The organism is Succinatimonas hippei YIT 12066, assembly GCF_000188195.1.
Lineage (GTDB): Bacteria > Pseudomonadota > Gammaproteobacteria > Enterobacterales > Succinivibrionaceae > Succinatimonas > Succinatimonas hippei.
Map to the genome: position 1 here is coordinate 1 of NZ_GL831037.1, position 19,234 is coordinate 19,234.

Genomic DNA, 19,234 nt, shown 5'->3' on the forward strand with positions numbered 1-19,234 from the left:
TGTTTAGCGGTAGGAATCATCGGCCTTTAGTCAGTCCGGTGAGGACGTCAATGTAAAGATATATAGTTGTATGTTTTTTTATGAAATTTTTAGAAGAAGGTTGTAATTTTCTTAAAAATTCGTAGCTTATGGTATTGATTCTAAGTAAACTCTTGTATATTGAGTCGTAATCGTTGTTGTATGAGGAAATAACATGACCCGCGCAGATTTGATAAATTCACTTATCGCAAGATATCGTGACATACCACCTTCGCAGATTGATAAGTCAGTTCGTGAAATTTTTGAGCAGATGATCGAAACTTTGTCACAGGGTGAACGCATTGAAATTCGCGGATTCGGCAGTTTTGAGGTACGCTTAAGAGAGCCGCGTATCGCTCACAATCCGAAAACCGGAGAAAGAGTTGATTTACCGGCACGTAAAGTAGTACATTTTAAACCGGGTGTAGAGCTGCGTAATCGCGTTAACAGCTAAAGCTTAATAGGGCTTAGCTTTTATTTCTCAGCCTATATGTTTTAAATAATGTTAATATAAGCATGTACATTTAATGAGAAGGGCATATGCTTAGATTTTGGCTGTATGTTATCGTTTTGGCAATTTTATGTGTAATCGGTTTAACTATCGGTTCTGCCAACGATGTTGTAGTTGATTTTGATTTTATTTTTGTAAAAGCCCAGCTGTCTTTGGCAATGGTCTTTGTAATCGGACTTATTGTCGGAATACTGATTGGTCTTTATTTGGCATTGCTTATTTGTCTTAAATTTTATATGGAAGCCCGCAAAGCAAGATCCGAGCTTAAGCATTTGAAAAAGAGTATAGCCAAAGACCAAAAGCAGCAGGATAAGTCTCAAGAAAAAGCAACTGAAGTTCTTGCTGCAAGTGATAATCAATAAGTAAATTTTTACTATGTTTGAGTTACTCTTTTTACTTCTTCCTTTTGCCGCCGCTTACGGTTATTACATGGGCAGGCAATCGGTTCGTGATAAAAAAGAGAAAAGCAGCACAGTTAGAAATAACAATTATTTACGAGGTGTCGAGTATCTCTTAAATAATGAAAAAGATCGCGCTGTTGATAAATTCATTGCCTATTTAAATGAAAGCGATCCTTCTTTTGAGTCAAATCTAGCCTTAGGCAATTTATTCCGTAAGCGCGGTGAAGTAGATAGAGCAATATCATTGCATGAAGCTTTAGCCAATAATCCCAAGCTTGATGTTGCGGAAAATGAAATTTCACGCGTAGAGCTTGCACGTGATTTTATCAGCGCCGGACTTCTTGATCGCGCTGAACGTATTTTGCTTGATTTAGTTGAAATTCCGCGTCAGCATGCGGCAGCTGCGGCTTTGCTCGTAAAGGTTTATGAGCAAGAACGGGATTATCACAAGGCAATTGAAATTGCTTTAACTTATAGAAGTGTTTTAGGCAGCAGCTCTTTGTCGCAGCTTAGCCATTATTATTGTCAGTGCGCGGTGCAGGATGTAATGGCGGGAAATAAGGAGACTGCTTATGCATCATATCAGCATGCTTTGGATGTTTATCCTAATTCAGTAAGAGCACGACTTGAGTATGCCGATTTGCTTATAAAAGATAAAAAATTAAAAGAAGCCTATATAAAGGTTAAGGAAGTATCTGAGATTGATCCTAATTCAGGTTTGCTGTGCCTTGATTTAATTCGTAAATGTTTTCCTAATAAAGCAGATCCTGATTTACGTTTTGCGCTGGAAGATTTGGTAAGGCGTACTCACTCGGCAGAAGCAATGGTAGATCTTGTTCAGTCGGTTGAGCTTATTTCAGGAAAAGAAGACGCTGAAGTACAATTATTGGCGTTTATTAAAGAAAAGCCCAGTCTTAAATTGTTTTCTGCATTAATCGGTTTGCGTTCGCGAGATAATGATGATGCAAAAGCCAATGATGTAGTCGTGCAGTTAAAAAGCCTTATTGACGCACAAACAGCGTCTAATCCGCGCTTTAGCTGCTCTCGCTGCGGTTTTAAATCCAGAATGATGTTTTGGCAGTGTCCTTCCTGCAGAAGATGGGATACGATTACCCCGATTCGCGGTCTTGACGGAGATTAAAATTTTTATGACTTACGATCCTAAAGTTATCGTGGCTCTTGATTACGCAGAAGCAAAGGATGCACTTTCTTTTGCAGATAAGGTGGATCCGCGTTTTTGTAACTTAAAAGTAGGAAAAGAGCTCTTTACCGCCGCAGGACCTGCGTTGGTTGAAAAACTTGTTAATAAAGATTTCAGAGTGTTTTTGGATCTGAAATTTCACGACATTCCTAATACTGTAGCAAAAGCCTGTACCGCAGCAGCTAAATTAGGAGTATGGATTGTTAATGTTCATGCTTCAGGCGGTCCGAAAATGATGTCGGCAGCGGCCGAAGCTTTATCATTTTGTCATAATCGGCCTAAGCTTATCGCGGTTACGGTATTAACATCTATGGATGATGAGGAGCTTAAAGCCGTCGGTATTAATACAACAGCTGCGCTGCAGGTTGAGAGACTTGCCAAACTTGCAAAAGAGTGCGGACTTGACGGTGTTGTTGCAAGTGCAAGAGAAGTTCCTATCATAAGAACTTTTGCATCTCGCCCGTTTTTAACCGTTACACCCGGTATCCGTCCTGCAGGCTCAGAGGTAGGAGATCAAAAGAGAATTATGACTCCCGGAGAAGCCGTGAGAGCCGGTTCTGATTATCTTGTTATCGGACGCCCGATCACCAAGGCAAGTGATCCTCTTGAAGCTCTTGAGAAAATCAATCAAGAGATTGCTGTGTCTCTTTCCTAATCAGAAAATCATCAAGCGAAGCCCCCGTTTTTTGCATAAGTTTTAAAAGCGCAAGCGGGGTTTTTCCTTGTCCGGTCCAGGTTCTGTTTATGCCGTCAAGATCTGTATAGGCATATTTGGGCATCATTTTTCCGCGCTTTTTTACAGATTTTTGATTTAAGGCGGCAATTAAATCATATACATCAATATCTTCTTTTTCCAAAAAAGATAGGGCATTATTGACGGAACGTTCGCGCGCCTTCATTGCTTTTTGTAGTTTTTCTTCCTCTTTTTCGCGCTCTTTCTGTATTACATTTATTTTGCCGGCGATGTCTGCAATTTCGGCAACGGAGCATGTACGCAACGCCGCACGCAATTGACGAATATTTTTTAAATCTTTAAGGTTTAGTGCCATACGAAGTTTTAATTTGTGAGCAATAGCTTAAACTTACAACCATTTTCTATTAATTTTACAAAGTTTTTGTAAAATGGTGGCTCATTTTTAAAGATCCATCTGATTGTTGTTATGATTATTATAATTATGCGTCACGGACAAGCCGCATTTTGCGGGGCAGATAGAGAGCTTACTGCCGACGGTGTGGATGAAGTAAAAAAGACAGCAAGGAATCTTTGTGCTCATTATTCAATAAAAGCGATTTTAAGTTCACCCAAGACCAGAGCAGTACAAACAGCCAATGCCGTAAAAGAGGCTTTAGTAAGAAATAATAGTGCGAAGATCGAAATATTGGGAGATTTAACGCCATCCGGTGAGCCCGATTTATGTTTTGATTATATAAACGCTAAATTTGCAGAAAAATCAAATGATGCAATAGTTTTGATTTCGCATATTCCTTTAGTCCAGAAAATGGTTGAGTACGCCTGTCCAAAAGCGGAAATTCCGCTTTTTGTGACCGGAAGCGCATTTATTCTGGAAGAAACAGACGGACGGTTTACCGCTAAAGCTTTTTTTACCCCAAGCAGTGAAATTTTTTTAGATTAGTTCACAAAGTATAAAGTAACTTACTGTTTTATGAAAAAAAGTTGCAAAAAGCGTATTTATTTCTTTCACAATTGGCTATATTTGAAAACACAGAACAAACAAATATAAGGAGTCGGGATTGATGCGTACTTTTAAAAAATATGCACCTATGCAAATAGCAAAATACGTAAGCGCTTTTTTTAAAGGTAACTTTTATATCCAGGGTATAGGAATGTTTTCTTTTGACGGGGGTAAAGTCATTATCGATCCGAGTTATGAAATTCCCAAACGTAAAATCGTCAGTGAGATAAATATGTCCATTGCCTCTTTTTCAAAAGCATATTAATTTTATTTTTTAAATTAATATTCAAGATTAAAAGCACCTTTTGGTGCTTTTAATTTGAGCGGACGTTTAAGAAGAACCGTTAAGACACAGCTTAATGAAATATCATGCTAAAATAGCAGTTAAAGGTTAATTAATAAGACCTTTTAATTTGTTGATTGTTATTATTTTTGGATTTTATGAACGCCATGGAACCTTCCGGTGACAGTTTCACCGCTCTTTATGAACTTTTAGATACCCCGCCTTCAGCTCAAGAAATTGAAAATGCTTTGATTCAGGAATTACGTACGGTTCAAGATGCCGTGCGTTATCTTGTTTCATGCTTTGCCGCACATGAAATTTATTGCGGACACGGAACGGATAATTATTGGGATGAGGCTTTGGAAATCGTTCAGGCAGTAATGCATTTACAGCCGCCGTGTGATGATTCGACGCTTAATTCAAGACTTACTGAAAAAGAGCGGAAGATTATTGCCGCGATTGCCAATAAACGTATTTTTTTACGGGTGCCGACTCCGTATCTTACTCATCGTGCTTTCTTTTGCGGTCATCAGTTTTACGTTGATAAACGCGTTATTGTTCCTCGTTCTCCGATTGCAGAACTTATTGAAAACGGTTTTGATCCGTTTATTGATCGTACTCCGGACAGGGTTCTTGATATGTGTACGGGCTCAGGATGCATAGCGATAGCAATAGCTCTGCATTTTGACGGAGACTGCGAGGTTGATGCCGTAGATATTTCCGAAGAGGCTTTGGAAGTTGCTGAGATCAATATTCGCGGTTACGGGCTTGAAAATTGCGTGTTTCCTATAAAAAGTGATTTGTTTTCCGCACTTCCTAAAGGTGATAAATACGATTTGATTGTCGCCAACCCTCCTTATGTCGATGCTTATGATTTAAGCACAATGCCTAAAGAATTTGAGGCCGAGCCGGAGCTTGCTTTAGGCTCAGGTGAGGACGGTCTTGATTGTGCGCGTAAGATTTTGGCGCAGGCGGTTGATTATTTAAGTGATGACGGTGTGCTTATAATGGAAGTAGGAAATTCAGCTGAGAATTTAAACGACGCATTCCCTCATGTACCGTTCCACTTTATCGATTTGAAAAAGGGCGGCGGCGGAGTATTTTTACTTACAGCCGAACAGCTTAAGGCTTATTCTGACGTTTTTAAATCCGCACTTTAGTCCTATAAGGATAATTTGTCATGAGCGCAAATACTTTCGGAGAAATATTTAGAGTTACTACTTGCGGTGAAAGTCATGGTGCAGCTTTAGGCTGCATTATTGACGGTTGTCCTCCTTTAATTGATTTAAATGAGCAAATGCTGCAAACCGATTTAGATAGGCGGCGTCCCGGCTCTACACGTTTTGGTACTCCGCGTAATGAGCCTGATAAAGTTAAAATTATTTCCGGAGTGTTTGAAGGAAAAACTACCGGAACGCCTATAGGACTTATTATTGAAAATACTTCTCAGCGTTCGTCAGATTATAGTGAAATTAAAAATTCTTATCGTCCGGGGCATGCTGATTATACCTACGATCATAAATACGGCATTCGCGACTATCGCGGGGGCGGACGCGCTTCTGCACGTGAAACCGCAATGCGTGTAGCTGCAGGAGCAGTTGCCAAGCAGGTTTTAAAGCAGTTTTATAACGTAGAAATTTCAGGATGCGTAACTGCTATAGGTTCTATAGCAACTGATAAATATGATGCCGCAGAAGCTTTAAATAATGCTTTTAATTTTGCCGATGCTTCTAAGCTTTCTATGCTGGAAAGCTTCATGGATGATTTGAGAATGAAGCATGATTCATGCGGGGCGATTGTTGAGGTTAGAGCTCATAATGTTCCGGTGGGGTGGGGCAATCCTGTTTTTGACAGACTTGATGCAACCATAGCTCATGCCATGATGAGCATCAATGCCGTAAAAGGCGTGGAAATCGGTGACGGTTTCGCTCTTGCGGCAATGTTAGGTTCAAAAGCTCGCGACGAAATTGCACCTGACGGATTTATGTCAAATCATAGCGGCGGTATTTTGGGCGGTATCAGTTCCGGTCAGGAAATAAAGGTAAGAATTGCGTTAAAACCGACGTCAAGTATTATGGTCCCCGGAAAATCTATTGACAGACAGGGCAACAGCATTGATTTGGTAACAAAAGGCAGACACGATCCCTGCGTCGGAATCCGCGCTGTTCCGATTGCCGAAGCAATGCTCGCTTTGTGCCTTATTGATGCCGCATTACTGCAAAGGGCTCAATGCGGTCATATTACTGATACTGCTTATTTGGTTCCGCGTAATTAATGGAGTTAAAAATGAGCGAAACATTAAAGGTTATTGAACACCATCAGTCGATGCGTAATTACACCGGACGCCTTCTTACCGAAGAAGAGGTGAGCAATTTACAGGATGCCATGCTGCAGACTTCAACTTCATGTTTTTTACAGGATGTCACAGTTATTCGCGTGACCGATAGGGAAAAACTTGAAGTGATAGCCAAGTGTGCCGGAGGACAAGAACACATTGCCAATTGTGCTGAATTTTGGATGTTTTGCATTGATTACACAAAACTGCAAAAGTCAGTAGCTTTGCCGCCGTCAAAAATTCCTTTTAAGCTTTTATATTCAGGTTTAAATGACGTTGCTCTGGCATGCCAGAATGTTTTAACCGCAGCTGAGTCCATGGGGCTTGGCGGTGTCATCATCGGCGGTTATAAAAAGCAGATTGATGTTGTATCGGAGCTTTTAAAAGTTCCTTACGGCATACTTCCTGCCTTAGGCTTATGTCTTGGTGTCCCTGATGAGAATTTCAGAGAGGAGCAGAAGCCGCGTTTGCCTAAACATTGGTTTTTCTCGGAAAACGAGTATCAGGATCCTTTCGATGAAAATGAACTTGCGCAATATGACGAAAAGATGGCTGAATACTATAAAAACCGTCAGCATCAAGCTAAAGAGGATATGAATTGGACTAAGGCAAGTAAGGCTATGCTCTCAGGTAAAAATGACGGCGGATTATTAGTTCGCTATATTAAAGAGCAAGGTTTCATTTTGGAAAATGAATAAATAACGGGACTAGTTCTGGTATTTTTGATTTTAATTATGTGATCTTAAATTTAAAGGCGTGTCATGAAGCACGCCTTTTTATTGAATGTAAACTACAATTTGTAGGTAATGTTTTGATCGTAAAAAACGCAGACACAATATGGGACTAACATGATTTCACTTGAGAAGATTGCTGAGCTTTCCGGAGTTTCTCGCCGTACAGTTGCTCGAGCTTTAAAAGATAAAAGTAAGGTAAAAGATAGCACATTGGCAAAAATAGAAGCAGTTTTAAAAGAATATGATTATGAACCTAATCTTGCAGCACGTTATTTAGCCGTTAAAAATCAAAATTTTAAGATTTTGTATATGGTTTATCGCTCTGAAAGCAGTCAGTTTCATGCCAGAATTTTTGAATTAGCAAAAGCCAAAGCAGCTGAACTTCGCGGATTCGGTATTACTATAGATTTCTTGGTTCTTGATCATGATCAAGCAGATCCTCTTGGAGATATAAAAAGAATAACAGCTGATTTTAATTATGATTTTTTAATTGCACTGCCAATTTATGAAGAATTTTTTCAGCCGTATGTGCATGCGCTTTTTTGTAAGGTACAAGAGCTTCATATTCCGATGATTTTTTATAATATGGATGATACATCTTATAAAAGAGATTGTTATATAGGATGTGATTATGAAAAGTCAGGCAGAATTGCAGCTGGCCTAATTGCGTTAATTACGCAGAGTAAAGGAAAAATTGCTATTTTGAGTCATCGTAGTTCCAGAATAATTTCATTTATGGAGCGAGTTCATGGATTTAAAGGTGAGTTATTTCAAAAATATCATGATATTGAAATAGTTTATACCCATACAATGGAGAATGATTATATCGATGTTGATTTTGATTTTTTACGCGAGCAAAAGGTTAAAGCTATTTACTTGGTAAATCCTGGTGATTATTCTGTTTGTCCTAGAATTAGGGAAGAGCTAAAAGGTCTTGATGTAAAGATAATCACTAATGATTTATTACCGATTAGTCAAAAGTATATGCAAGATGGGATAATTTCTGCTGTAATCACTCAAAATGAGGAAATCCAAGCGAAGAAACCGCTTGATTTGGCTTTTAACATTTTGGTTAATAAAGAAAAAATTGATTTTGATAAATATTATACCCAGCTTGGCATTTTAATTTCGCAATGTATTTAGAGCGATATTTAAAACTTAGTTTTTTATATGCCCACGAGGGCAAAAATGTGATCTCAAACTTAATTTAAAAAAATTATTTTTTATAAAAAAGATATTATTTGCTATCTTACTTAAAACGCCCGCGAGAGCATTTTATATGCCCGCGAGGGCATGTAAATAATGTAAGGAGCAAAAATGGAAAAGAAAACATATGCTATTTCATTCGGCGAACGCTTTTCTTATGCTTTGGGCGATGTTGGATGTAATTTTGTCTGGTCAACCGTTGCGGCATTTTTAACTTTGTATTATACCGACAGTGTCGGCATCAGTGCAGCTGTAGTCGGTACCATTATGCTGGTAACTCGATTACTGGATGGTGTTACGGATTTAGGTTTTGGCGTTATTTTAGATAGGACTAAAAGCCGGTTCGGTAAAGCAAGAGCGTGGATTTTATGGTCAACACCTATGATGTCAATCGGTTTGATTCTGCTGTTTTCAGTACCTGACAGTCTAAGTGAGACAGGGAAAATAATATATGCTTCCTTAACCTATATTTTCCTTGCTTGTTTTGCATATACCGCCAGTAATCTCTCTTATAACGCATTGCTTACTTTGATGACTAATGACAATCCATCAAAGATTTCGGCAAATTCCATACGTTTTATGTGCACAAGCGTTTTCGTTATTATTTTGGCTTACGTTGTTCCGCCGCTGGTTGATGTTGTTGGTTGGTCAATGATGTCCGTTATTTTTGCGGTTTTGTCAGCATTATGTTTTCTTACTACGTTCTTTGTTGTCAAAGAACGTAATGATTCTGTCTCTATCGCAACCGATTCAGACAAAAAACAGGAAGAAGATCTTCCTGTTTTGGAATCTTTTAAAATTTTATTTAAGAATCGTTATTTTTATACCATTTGCATAATGTTCCTGATGTATTACATCAATAATGCTATTTTCAATGGTATGGGCGTGTATTTCTGCCGTGATATTCTTCATGATATCAATTACTTCGGCAGCATCAATGCATGCAATATGGGGGCAAAATTCGTCAGTTTGATGTTTGTTCCTTTCCTTGCTAATAATTTCGGCAAGTGGAAACTCATGATGATGGGGTGGGGAGCAATGGTTTTAGGTATGGCTGTTATGTATCTTTCATCCCCACACATTGAAGGAGTGATGGCTGGTGCCATTATCCGTGGATTAGGTAATGCTCCGATTAGTGCAGGTCTTTTCACCATCATTGCAGATGCTGTTGAGTACGGTGAATGGAAAAATGGCGTAAATCAGGTAGGACTTACCAACAGTGCAACTTCTTTTGGTATGAAAGTCGGTGTTGGTCTAGGTTCCGCTATTGTCGGCTGGGGGCTTGCTTTTGGGGAGTACGATCCTTCTTTAACTGTTCAGTCTGATTTTACTTTATTCACTGAACAGGTTGTATTTTTCATACTTCCTATTGTTACATTCTCTATAGCTTTAGTTGCAATGTACTTTACAAATATTGACAAGATTTATCCACAAATTATTAAGGATTTGGCAGAACGCAGGTCAAAAGCAAAAGAAGCCGTTCAAACTGCTTAGAACTCAAGCTTAATTAAAGGAGAACAAAAAATGAAGATTTATGTGAACATAAAAGCCTGCCGCAGTGGTAACGGTACGGAATGTGCCCCTTTTAAAACAATTTCTGAGGCGGCAAAGCTTGCAAAAGCCGGTGATGAAGTATTGGTTTTTCCTGGAGTTTATCGTGAGTATGTAGATCCAGCTAATGCTGGCACTGTGGATCATCCGATTGTTTATCGTTCAGTTGAACCGCGTAAGGCTGTAATAACCGGGGCTGAGGTTATTAGCAATTGGAAAAAGTATAAAGGAGATGTCTGGGTAAGCTCTATCGGTAACGGCATTTTTAATGACTATAATCCATATACCACAAAGGTTTTCGGTGACTGGTATTTTGCTGATAATGCGCATACCGGTGAAGTATATTTAAACGGTCGCTCCATGTTTGAAGTATATGACCTTGAAGATGTCATTAATCCTAAAGTTGACATGAAATCATGGGATAAGTCTTTTACCGTATACACTTGGTATACAGAGCAAAAAAAAGGCAATACCATAATTTACGCTAATTTCCACGGTATTGATCCTAATGTAGAGTGCGTTGAAATAAATGTACGCCGTAATTGCTTCTATCCGAGTAAAACAGGTGTAGATTATATTACTCTATCCGGCTTTGTTGTAAAGCAGGCTGCTACTCAATGGGCACCGCCGACCGCATATCAGGAAGGAATGGTTGGGCCTCATTGGAGTAAGGGTTGGGTTATTGAAAATTGCGAAATATCCGACTCAAAGTGCGTAGGTATTTCTCTTGGCAAATATCTGCAGCCCAATAATGAGAATAAGTGGTCTTTAGGTCGGGTAAAACATGGTACTCAGACTGAAAGAGACGCTATTTGCCAGGCTCAGATTGAAGGATGGACTAAAGAGAAAATAGGTTCTCATATTATCAGAGGTTGTGATATTCATGATTGTGAACAGGCAGGTATAGTAGGACATTTAGGATGCGCTTTCTCAATTATTGAGGACAATCATATTCACCATATTAATAATAAACAGCAGCTTAAAGGTGCTGAAATCGGTGGTATCAAACTGCATGCTGCAATTGACGTTATATTTAGGCGCAACCATATTCATCACTGTACTCGCGGAATTTGGCTTGATTGGCAGGCTCAAGGTACTCGCGTAACTCAGAACCTTATGCATGATAACACTCCTCCTTTGGGTACTGAATTACCTCAGGAGTTGTCCTTAGGCGAGGATATTTTCGTTGAAGTAAGCCATGGGCCAACCTTAATTGATAATAATATATTGTTGTCAATTTTTAGCTGTAAGCTTGCAACACAAGGTGTAGCAATGGTCCATAATATAATAAGCGGACCTTTCATCTATGTTGGAAGCGGTACAAACAATGCCGGTACCAATCAACCCAGGTATACACCATATCATGTAGCTCATCGCACTGAAGTTGCTGGTTTCATGACTATTTTGCACGGTGATGATCGTTTCTATAATAATATTTTTATCCAAAATCCGGTTGCTGAAGAATTTTTAAAAGTTAGTAAAGAAAAGAATTGGGAACGCATTGCCGTAACCGGTACAGCTCCTTTTAATGATTATCCAACTAGAGAAGAGTTTTTACAGCAATTTTTCGTCTCAGGGGATACGGGGGCTGTAGAAGATCGTAATAAATACTATAAGCATTTACCGGTTTCTACCGGCGGAAACGTTTTCTGCAATGGGGCAAAGCCTTGCACTAAAGAGAAGAATTTCCGCATCGTTGATAATAAGGTTTATGTAGATTTGGTAGAAAAAGACGGTAAATATCATTTATATACCAATCTTAATGAAGTTCTTCCTGAGTTTGAAACCGAAATTATTTCGACGGAAACTTTAGGTGAAGCTTTTGAACCTGAAGAGAAATTTGAAAACCCTGATGGTTCTCCTATTGTCTTTAAGTATGATTATTTTGACAACGGACGTACGGTTAATCCTCTTGCAGGTCCTTTTGCTACTAAAGAATCGTACAACGAAGTACTGTTCTAAATTCCTCATAGTCTGAAGTAAAGGATATCCGTAGGCCTTACGGGTATCCTTTTTTCATTTATTATTTTCTCTATGTCGCAGTTTTACAAGTTAAATAACTCCTTATCATCACTAAAAACACGGATTGCGGTATAATCTTCCGTAAGCCTTAATTTCCAATAAAAACAAGGCTGTTTTTGTTTCAGTTAGGAAATTGCCATGACCACTTTAATTAAGACTCAAGACTTCATTGATTCCATTTATGAAGCAATACAGTTTATTTCTTACTATCATCCGCGTGACTTCCTTCAAGCTATGAAGCGCGCTTATGACATTGAAGAAAATCCGTCTGCAAAAGCAGCTATCGCTCAGATCCTCGTTAATTCCAAGATGTGTGCTATCGGTCATCGTCCTTTGTGCCAAGATACCGGTGCAGTTACTTGTTTTGTTAAAATCGGTATGGATGTTCGTTTCGAAGGTGACATGACCGTTCAGGAAATGGTTGACGAAGGCACTCGCCGTGCATATTGCTGTCCGACCAATCCTTTGCGTAAGTCGGTTTTGATGGATCCTATCGGAAAGCGTGTCAACACTAAAGACAATACTCCTGCTGTAGTCCATATTGAAATGGTCAAAGGCGATAAGGTAGAAGTTGCTATTGCATCCAAAGGCGGCGGTTCAGAAAACAAGACTCATATGAAGATGTTAAATCCGTCCGACTCTATTGTTGACTGGATTTTACATGAGATCCCGCTTATGGGAGCAGGCTGGTGCCCTCCGGGAATTTTAGGCGTCGGTGTCGGCGGTACCCCTGAAAAGTCAGCAATTTTGGCTAAAGAAGCTTTAAACGATCCGATCGACATTCAGGATTTGATTAAGCGCGGACCTAAGAATGCTGAAGAAGAACTTCGTTTAGAGCTTTATGACAAGATCAATAAGCTCGGTATCGGTGCTCAAGGTTTGGGCGGTATGACTACCGTTCTTGATGTTAAGGTTAAGAGCTATCCTTGCCATGCCGTATCCAAGGCCACTACAATTATTCCTAACTGCGCTGCAACCCGTCATATTGACTTTGTCCTTGACGGTTCAGGCCCTGCCAAGTTTGATCCTCCTTCAATTGATGATTATCCTGATATTGAAATCGGCGGTAATTCAGCCAATGTCAAACGCGTCAATCTTGACACTTTAACCAAAGAAGAGATTGCAACCTGGAAGATGGGTGATACTTTATTGTTATCAGGTACCATTTTAACCGGTCGTGATGCAGCTCATAAGCGCATTTGCGATTTGATTGCTCAAGGCAAGCCTTTGCCTGAGGGTGTTGATTTCCACGGCAAGATGATTTACTACGTAGGACCTGTTCCTGCAGTAGGTGATGAAGTTGTCGGCCCTGCAGGTCCTACTACTTCAACTCGCATGGATAAGTTCGTTGAGACTATGCTTTCTCAAACCGGTTTGTTCGGTATGATCGGTAAGTCAGAACGCGGTCCTGTGGCTGTTGAATCCATTAAGCGTCATAAAGCTGTATATCTTATGGCCGTCGGCGGTGCCGCATACCTTGTTTCCAAGGCTATTAAAGCAGCTCGTGTGTTGGCTTTTGAAGATCTCGGTATGGAAGCTATTTATGAATTCAAGGTTCAGGATATGCCGGTTACCGTAGCTGTTGACAGCGAAGGCAATAATATTCATGCCGTAGGCCCGAAGATTTGGTCTGAAAAGATTAAAGAAATCGGATTTAAATATATCTAATTAGCATTTAATTAGATAATAAAGAGCACTATCTAAAAAGACAGTGCTCTTTTTTTTAGCATCTAAATTTGATTTTAATATGAAAAAGCCGCAAACAAAGTGCGGCTTTAAACATAAAAATTTTCAATAAAGATCAGTGATGATCGCCCTGACCGTAGTAGGCATGTTCACCGTGCTTTCTTAAATAGTGCTTATCAAGCAGAGTCTGCTGCATAGGGCCTAATTTGCCTTCACACAACATCTGGGAATGGAAAGCCATAAAAGCAACTTCTTCTAATACTACGGCATTATAAACGGCGTTGTCAGGAGAGGTTCCCCAACAGAAAGGTCCGTGTGAGTTGACCAAAACGGCAGGGATATCTTTCATCTTGATACCGCGTTTTTGGAAAGTTTCGACAATTACTTTACCGGTCTCTGCTTCGTAAGAACCGTTGATTTCATCATCGGTCATCTTTCTGGTGCAGGGAACCGGACCGTAGAAATAATCAGCACCGGTAGTGCCTAAAGCCAAAATATCTTTACCGGCTTGTGCCCAGGAAGTTGCATAGCGTGAGTGGGTATGAACGATGCCCATAATATCCGGGCAGGCACGATAAAGTTCAATATGGGTATCCGTATCTGTAGAAGGATTTAATTTGCCTTCAACTTTTTTGCCGGTTTCGATGTCAATAACTACCATATCGTCAGCAGTCATAGTCTCATAATCAACACCGGACGGTTTAATAACCATTAAGCCTGAATCACGATCGATACCTGAGACATTACCCCAAGTAAAAGTGACTAGCCCGTGTTTGGGAAGGTCTAAATTGGCTTTGAAAACGTCATGCTTTAATTGTTCTAACATGTGAACCTCATGCAATTTGAGTGAAATAAAGGCTAACATTGAGAATAATAGCAAAATAACAGTGTTAATTTTGTTACTTACAACGCAAATGCGCGTTGATGACGCATAATTTTGAAAGCGTTTGCGTAAATGCGATTTACAAAGATTTTTTCAGCTCGTTTAGAGTAGTAAAACTGAAGGTAAATCCGAGTTCTAAAAGAGTGTGCGGAATGATTGACTGTTCTTTATTTAATAAAAGTCCGCGCTTATCTTTAAATTTTAAGCACCATGAAGGGATAGGGATCGCCGGAAGAATCGAAGAAGATCTTAAAGCCATCAGTTCGTTGCGTAAGGCAGGATAAGGCGCTGTTAAATCGCAATTTTTTGTTATTTTATTATTGTTTATTATAAAAATAACGGCATTGACCGCATCATCAATACTAATCCATCCGATGTGCTTTTCTTTACCGATAAATTTGATAGGGGGAAGTTTATTTATGTTTTGTATAAAAGGACTGTTTTTGCCTAAGATAATGCCGAGGCGTAACGCTACTATGCGGGAGAACGTGCTGTTTAAGCTTAATGCCTTATCTTCAATCGCATTACAGATTAAAGCAAGTTCATCATTGCCTATACTTGATGAGTTGTCACGATATATGCCAAGAGCGCTTGCCTGAATTAAAATTCTGTCTTTACGAGAATATTTTTTTAATTTGTTTTCAAGATGCGTAAGTACGTCAAGCCTTGAATTTTGCAATGTTTTTAAGCGCTTATTGGTAAGCGGTTTTGCAGCTATGCTTTCACCTGCTAAATTTATAACAGCATCTGCATCAGGAAGCTCATCTTTATAATCCAAGATTTTAGGAAAAGTTACCCGGGAAGAAAGAATGGGACGGAAAACTTCAAATGTTTTATTTTTATCGCGACCAAGCAGGTACAGCGTATTTCCTTTCGTGTGCAGTTTTACTGTAAGTGCCCGGCCTAGATAACCGCTGGCTCCGATTATAAGAATATTCATAATACGTATATGAAAAGGGCGGCATGTTGTGCCGCCCTATAAATATCAAGGTAAATATTATTCCTGAGTTGCCTGAATGGCGGTAATGGCGATAGTGTAAATAATATCGTCAACTAAAGCACCGCGTGACAGGTCGTTTACCGGTTTTCTCATACCCTGAAGCATAGGTCCGATAGAGACCAAGTCGGCAGAACGCTGTACTGCTTTGTAAACAACGTTACCTACTTCAAGAGACGGGAAAATAAAGACGGTAGCTTTACCGGCAACAGTTGAGCCAGGAGCTTTCTGGGCTGCAACATTCGGCATTACGGCTGCGTCGTACTGCAGCGGTCCGTCAATATTAAGATCAGGACGCTTTTCTTTGGCAATTCGGGTAGCTTCGGTTACGGTGTCGATATCAGGACCCTTGCCTGAAGTTCCGGTGGAATAGGTTACCATTGCTACACGAGGGTCAATACCGAAAGTCTTAGCGGTATCAGCTGACTGAATGGCTATCTCGGCTAAGTCGGCAGGCGTAGGATTCGGATTGATGGCACAATCACCGAAGACATAAACCTGCTCAGGCATCAGCATAAAGAATACTGAAGAAACGAGTGATGCATTAGGAGCGGTTTTGATGATCTGCAGAGGCGGACGAATAGTGTTGGCAGTGGTATGTACAGCGCCTGAAACCAAGCCGTCGACTTCGTTACGCTCAAGCATCATGGTGCCTAAAACGACATTATCCTTCAGCATGTCGATAGCCTGTTCTTCGGTAAGACCTTTCTTCTTGCGCAGTTCAACCAAGCGTGCTACATAGTTCATACGAACTTCTTCAGGATCGACGAATTGTACGCCTTCACCTAAAGTTACACCTTGTTCTTTAGCAACTGCTAAAATCTTGTCTTTCTTTCCGAAAAGAACTGGAGTAGCGATGCCGGAAGCTGCAACTTTGGCGGCAGCACAAACGGTACGAGGCTCATCACCTTCAGGTAAAGCAATGCGCTTGTGAGCGGCACGGGCAAGCTCGGTTAACTTTAAGCGGAAAGCTGCCGGGCTCATGAGCGGAGTACGATCAGCATCAACTTTACTTAAAGCGGCAAGAGCATCTGCATCAAAGTAAGGAGCGGCAAATTCGGCAGCCTTGTCGGCACGAGCTGTATCATCAGCTGCAAGCTGAGCAGGCATGCGGGCTAAAGTCTTGGCGATGTCCCAAACATTTTGCTCGGAGCTGATTACAGCGTTGACATTTGATAATTGACCTTCAATACCTTTAGCTAAGATTACGATGCCTGATTCTGCTTCGGTAGGCAGGGTTTCGGTAATAAGGACATGCTTTTTGTTCTTGTCTTTGAGATCGAACACTACGCGGAAGCCGCGGGCTTCGGCATCTCCGGCTATGACTTTACCGCCGATGAAGTCAGCAATATCTTTGGCGCGGACGGCGTAGTTGTACATATCAAAAGGAATATCGGCAATAATATTGTCAATTGCACAGTTATCGCAGCAAGCGGTAAATTCACCGCCGTTGCCTGCCAGAACCAGGCGCTTTTCACCGTGTGCGTCTTTAGGAGCATTGCGGTTTAAAATGATGTTGCCTACAACGCGGGTTTTGCCTGAATTGCCGAAAGCCTGCAATGTAACAGCATTCAAAGCTTTTGCTTTAGCACATTTGCCTAAGTTTACAACAACGATATCGGCATCAAGGGCGTGGCATACGTCTGCGTTTAATTTATCTTGATCAAGTTTGTCGTTAACGACGCCTTCTGCGATGACCACGTCGGCTTTAGTGTCAGCAAGGAAACGTTTGAAATTGGCTACTACTTTCTCTAAAAGTTCAGTTCTTTCGCCTGCAGCTATCTGTTTTACAGCGTCGCAGAAGCTTACTGAATAAGAGTCTTTGCATGCGCAAACATTTTTGCAGCAGTCAAAGGGACGGAATAAAGCGGCATTTACGCCTTTATCTTTTAAAGCTTTTACTAAACCTAAACTAGCGGTAAAAATCCCGGTAGACTTTGCTGTCGGGACAAGCATAATTGAGCGTGACACGAAGCTCTCTCCATAGTTTATAACGTGAAATAAAAAACGGTTTATTAAAAAACCAGCGTTGAAATTCTACCTTATTTGTCTTGGCAGTGTTAGTGAACTAATGCTCAAAACCAAGTAATTTTTCTTGAGTTTTTAGAAAGATGTTTAAGCTGCATTATTTTGGGATGTATCTCTTTGCTACAAAAGTGTGCGCTATATCAAATATCAGTGTGTTTTTGTGATATAGTGGCACATGCTTTTATTTTGCTTGTGGTAATTGTTTTAAAGATATGACAAACAATACGACTTTTGCAGAGTTTAAGCACTTTTGCGGAATTAAATAAAGCCCGTTTAACCGCTTGACGAAGAGATGGTTTGCCGTTATCGGTAAAATCCGGTAACCCAATAAAATCCCCGGATATATTCAAAAAAAGTTCGGGAATTAGTCAGTTAACAGTAGGTAGAAAAAAGATGTTTTTTGATCATATTGAAGCAGCTCCTGCCGATCCGATCCTCGGTCTTACCGAAACTTTTAAAAACGATCCTAATCCTAAAAAAATTAATTTAGGTGTGGGCGTTTATAAAAACGAAGCAGGCGTCACTCCGATCCTTGACTGCGTCAAGCAGGCTGAAAAGCTGATATTTGAAACTGAGACTACCAAATCATATTTGCCGATTACCGGTTTGCCGGAGTTCGGCCGTTTGACTCGTGAACTCATTTTTGGTGCCGACAGCGAGTTGGTTGACGGCGGCCGTGCCGTTACTTGTCATTGCCCCGGCGGTACCGGTGCTTTGCGTATCGGTGCTGACTTTATTAAGCAGCAGAATGTTGCCGCTAAAATGTGGATTTCCGATCCTACTTGGGCTAACCATTATCAGATTGCTACTGCTGCAGGTCTTAAGTTTGAGCGTTATCCTTATTATGACAGAGCAACTCACGGTCTTGCTTTTGAGAGAATGCTTGAGACTTTAAATCAAGCAGAAGAGGGCGATGTAGTAGTTCTTCATGCCTGCTGCCACAACCCTACAGGTATTGATCCTACTGTTGAACAGTGGGAGCGTATTGCCGATTTTATTTCTGAAAAGAAATTGCTGCCTTTTATAGACTTTGCATATCAAGGTTTCGGCCATGGTATTGAGGAGGATGCTCAAGGATTGCGCATCATCGCTTCTCGCTGCAAAGAAATGATTATCGCAAGCTCATATTCAAAGAATCTTGGACTTTACAATGAACGCGTCGGCGCATTGACTATCGTCAGTGCAGATAAGGAAACAGCAGCAAGAGTTTTGTCTCAGATGAAGATTGCTGTACGTACTGCAATTTCCAACCCTCCGGCTCATGGTGAAAAGGTAGTTACTACCGTTTTGTCCAATAATGAATTGCGTGCCCTTTGGGAAAGTGAATTGACCGCAATGCGTGAGCGTATTCGCAATATGCGTGTTCTTTTGGTTGAAAAATTAAAAGAAGCAGGGGCCGGTGATTTTGATTTCATCACTGAGCAAAACGGTATGTTCTCTTTCTCAGGATTAAATAAAGATCAGGTTGAAATTTTACGTAAAGAATTCAGCATTTATATCGTCGGCTCAGGACGCATCTGCGTTGCCGGAATTAATGCAGAGAATGTTGATGCTTTGGCCAAGGCAATTGCTGATGTAATTAAGCGTTAAGATCTTTTTTGCTGTATATTTACTTAAAATCCCCGCTTTATTTTGCAATTAAAGCGGGGATTTTGTTTATCAAAAAAGATCAGCGGCTAAAACC

The 19,234-nt window shown here is 40.3% G+C and carries 18 protein-coding genes; 14 read left to right on the forward strand and 4 right to left on the reverse strand.

From position 1 onward, the window contains the following. The first annotated feature begins 193 nt into the window (after window positions 1-193). The 4 genes from HMPREF9444_RS07245 (at window position 194) to pyrF (ending at window position 2,786) form a co-directional block, all read left to right on the forward strand. The gene (locus tag HMPREF9444_RS07245) at window positions 194-472 is read left to right on the forward strand and encodes an HU family DNA-binding protein (protein ID WP_009143756.1); all 279 of its coding nucleotides are present in this window, start codon (window positions 194-196) and stop codon (window positions 470-472) included. An 86-nt stretch (window positions 473-558) separates the two neighbouring features. After that, window positions 559-891, forward strand: coding sequence for a lipopolysaccharide assembly protein LapA domain-containing protein (locus HMPREF9444_RS07250; protein ID WP_009143757.1), 333 nt, complete (start codon window positions 559-561; stop codon window positions 889-891). A gap of 13 nt (window positions 892-904) precedes the next feature. Further along, window positions 905-2,071, forward strand: a complete 1,167-nt coding sequence (locus HMPREF9444_RS07255; protein WP_009143758.1) for a tetratricopeptide repeat protein — start codon at window positions 905-907, stop codon at window positions 2,069-2,071. A 7-nt stretch (window positions 2,072-2,078) separates the two neighbouring features. Next, on the forward strand, window positions 2,079-2,786 hold the full coding sequence (pyrF, locus tag HMPREF9444_RS07260) for an orotidine-5'-phosphate decarboxylase (protein ID WP_009143759.1): 708 nt from the start codon (window positions 2,079-2,081) through the stop codon (window positions 2,784-2,786). On the opposite strand, the gene HMPREF9444_RS07265 is transcribed toward pyrF, so the two are convergent. Next, a complete protein-coding gene (locus HMPREF9444_RS07265) occupies window positions 2,755-3,180 on the reverse strand; it encodes an H-NS family histone-like protein (protein ID WP_009143760.1) in 426 nt (141 codons plus the stop codon). The genes pyrF and HMPREF9444_RS07265 overlap by 32 nt on opposite strands. Before the next feature lie 111 nt (window positions 3,181-3,291). Between HMPREF9444_RS07265 and sixA the strand changes: the two genes are divergently transcribed. The 9 genes from sixA to HMPREF9444_RS07310 all read left to right on the forward strand — a co-directional run bounded on the left by sixA (window position 3,292) and on the right by HMPREF9444_RS07310 (window position 13,624). Then, a complete protein-coding gene (gene sixA, locus HMPREF9444_RS07270; protein ID WP_009143761.1) occupies window positions 3,292-3,765 on the forward strand; it encodes a phosphohistidine phosphatase SixA in 474 nt (157 codons plus the stop codon). Window positions 3,766-3,886: 121 nt separating this feature from the next. After that, window positions 3,887-4,090: a DUF1107 family protein gene (locus HMPREF9444_RS07275; RefSeq protein ID WP_009143762.1), complete on the forward strand. Its 204-nt coding sequence runs from the start codon at window positions 3,887-3,889 to the stop codon at window positions 4,088-4,090. Between the two features lie 176 nt (window positions 4,091-4,266). Then, entirely contained in the window at window positions 4,267-5,268 is a 1,002-nt protein-coding gene (prmB, locus tag HMPREF9444_RS07280) for a 50S ribosomal protein L3 N(5)-glutamine methyltransferase (RefSeq protein WP_009143763.1), read from the forward strand. A gap of 20 nt (window positions 5,269-5,288) precedes the next feature. Further along, on the forward strand, window positions 5,289-6,383 hold the full coding sequence (aroC, locus tag HMPREF9444_RS07285) for a chorismate synthase (protein ID WP_009143764.1): 1,095 nt from the start codon (window positions 5,289-5,291) through the stop codon (window positions 6,381-6,383). An 11-nt stretch (window positions 6,384-6,394) separates the two neighbouring features. Continuing rightward, complete coding sequence (locus tag HMPREF9444_RS07290; protein ID WP_040909390.1) at window positions 6,395-7,141, forward strand: nitroreductase family protein; 747 nt, start codon at window positions 6,395-6,397, stop codon at window positions 7,139-7,141. A 150-nt stretch (window positions 7,142-7,291) separates the two neighbouring features. Further along, on the forward strand, window positions 7,292-8,320 hold the full coding sequence (locus HMPREF9444_RS07295; protein ID WP_009143766.1) for a LacI family DNA-binding transcriptional regulator: 1,029 nt from the start codon (window positions 7,292-7,294) through the stop codon (window positions 8,318-8,320). A 174-nt stretch (window positions 8,321-8,494) separates the two neighbouring features. Next, on the forward strand, window positions 8,495-9,877 hold the full coding sequence (locus HMPREF9444_RS07300) for an MFS transporter (RefSeq protein ID WP_009143767.1): 1,383 nt from the start codon (window positions 8,495-8,497) through the stop codon (window positions 9,875-9,877). Window positions 9,878-9,907: 30 nt separating this feature from the next. Continuing rightward, entirely contained in the window at window positions 9,908-11,896 is a 1,989-nt protein-coding gene (locus HMPREF9444_RS07305) for a right-handed parallel beta-helix repeat-containing protein (RefSeq protein WP_009143768.1), read from the forward strand. Between the two features lie 198 nt (window positions 11,897-12,094). Next, entirely contained in the window at window positions 12,095-13,624 is a 1,530-nt protein-coding gene (locus HMPREF9444_RS07310) for a fumarate hydratase (protein ID WP_009143769.1), read from the forward strand. Between the two features lie 133 nt (window positions 13,625-13,757). Here HMPREF9444_RS07310 and HMPREF9444_RS07315 read toward each other — a convergent pair whose 3' ends face one another. From HMPREF9444_RS07315 to pta, 3 genes are all read right to left on the reverse strand, one after another. Continuing rightward, window positions 13,758-14,468 (reverse strand): L-ribulose-5-phosphate 4-epimerase, encoded by a 711-nt coding sequence (locus HMPREF9444_RS07315; RefSeq protein WP_040909391.1) that lies wholly within the window; start codon window positions 14,466-14,468, stop codon window positions 13,758-13,760. Window positions 14,469-14,604: 136 nt separating this feature from the next. Then, on the reverse strand, window positions 14,605-15,465 hold the full coding sequence (locus HMPREF9444_RS07320; RefSeq protein WP_009143771.1) for an NAD-dependent epimerase/dehydratase family protein: 861 nt from the start codon (window positions 15,463-15,465) through the stop codon (window positions 14,605-14,607). Window positions 15,466-15,522: 57 nt separating this feature from the next. Continuing rightward, the gene (gene pta / locus HMPREF9444_RS07325) at window positions 15,523-17,493 is read right to left on the reverse strand and encodes a phosphate acetyltransferase (protein ID WP_040909392.1); all 1,971 of its coding nucleotides are present in this window, start codon (window positions 17,491-17,493) and stop codon (window positions 15,523-15,525) included. Window positions 17,494-17,943: 450 nt separating this feature from the next. Between pta and HMPREF9444_RS07330 the strand changes: the two genes are divergently transcribed. Further along, a complete protein-coding gene (locus HMPREF9444_RS07330) occupies window positions 17,944-19,140 on the forward strand; it encodes an amino acid aminotransferase (protein WP_009143774.1) in 1,197 nt (398 codons plus the stop codon). Window positions 19,141-19,234: the final 94 nt, after the last annotated feature.

What these genes read in the sequence shown, in the direction of transcription:
- HMPREF9444_RS07245 (WP_009143756.1), top strand. Translation starts at nt 194, where the DNA reads ATGACCCGCGCAGATTTGATAAATTCACTTATCGCAAGATATCGTGAC.
- HMPREF9444_RS07310 (WP_009143769.1), top strand. Translation starts at nt 12,095, where the DNA reads ATGACCACTTTAATTAAGACTCAAGACTTCATTGATTCCATTTATGAA.
- pyrF (WP_009143759.1), top strand. Translation starts at nt 2,079, where the DNA reads ATGACTTACGATCCTAAAGTTATCGTGGCTCTTGATTACGCAGAAGCA.
- aroC (WP_009143764.1), top strand. Translation starts at nt 5,289, where the DNA reads ATGAGCGCAAATACTTTCGGAGAAATATTTAGAGTTACTACTTGCGGT.
- HMPREF9444_RS07250 (WP_009143757.1), top strand. Translation starts at nt 559, where the DNA reads ATGCTTAGATTTTGGCTGTATGTTATCGTTTTGGCAATTTTATGTGTA.
- prmB (WP_009143763.1), top strand. Translation starts at nt 4,267, where the DNA reads ATGAACGCCATGGAACCTTCCGGTGACAGTTTCACCGCTCTTTATGAA.
- HMPREF9444_RS07290 (WP_040909390.1), top strand. Translation starts at nt 6,395, where the DNA reads ATGAGCGAAACATTAAAGGTTATTGAACACCATCAGTCGATGCGTAAT.
- HMPREF9444_RS07265 (WP_009143760.1), bottom strand. Translation starts at nt 3,180, where the DNA reads ATGGCACTAAACCTTAAAGATTTAAAAAATATTCGTCAATTGCGTGCG.
- HMPREF9444_RS07320 (WP_009143771.1), bottom strand. Translation starts at nt 15,465, where the DNA reads ATGAATATTCTTATAATCGGAGCCAGCGGTTATCTAGGCCGGGCACTT.
- HMPREF9444_RS07305 (WP_009143768.1), top strand. Translation starts at nt 9,908, where the DNA reads ATGAAGATTTATGTGAACATAAAAGCCTGCCGCAGTGGTAACGGTACG.
- HMPREF9444_RS07300 (WP_009143767.1), top strand. Translation starts at nt 8,495, where the DNA reads ATGGAAAAGAAAACATATGCTATTTCATTCGGCGAACGCTTTTCTTAT.
- sixA (WP_009143761.1), top strand. Translation starts at nt 3,292, where the DNA reads ATGATTATTATAATTATGCGTCACGGACAAGCCGCATTTTGCGGGGCA.
- HMPREF9444_RS07330 (WP_009143774.1), top strand. Translation starts at nt 17,944, where the DNA reads ATGTTTTTTGATCATATTGAAGCAGCTCCTGCCGATCCGATCCTCGGT.
- HMPREF9444_RS07315 (WP_040909391.1), bottom strand. Translation starts at nt 14,468, where the DNA reads ATGTTAGAACAATTAAAGCATGACGTTTTCAAAGCCAATTTAGACCTT.
- HMPREF9444_RS07275 (WP_009143762.1), top strand. Translation starts at nt 3,887, where the DNA reads ATGCGTACTTTTAAAAAATATGCACCTATGCAAATAGCAAAATACGTA.
- HMPREF9444_RS07295 (WP_009143766.1), top strand. Translation starts at nt 7,292, where the DNA reads ATGATTTCACTTGAGAAGATTGCTGAGCTTTCCGGAGTTTCTCGCCGT.
- HMPREF9444_RS07255 (WP_009143758.1), top strand. Translation starts at nt 905, where the DNA reads ATGTTTGAGTTACTCTTTTTACTTCTTCCTTTTGCCGCCGCTTACGGT.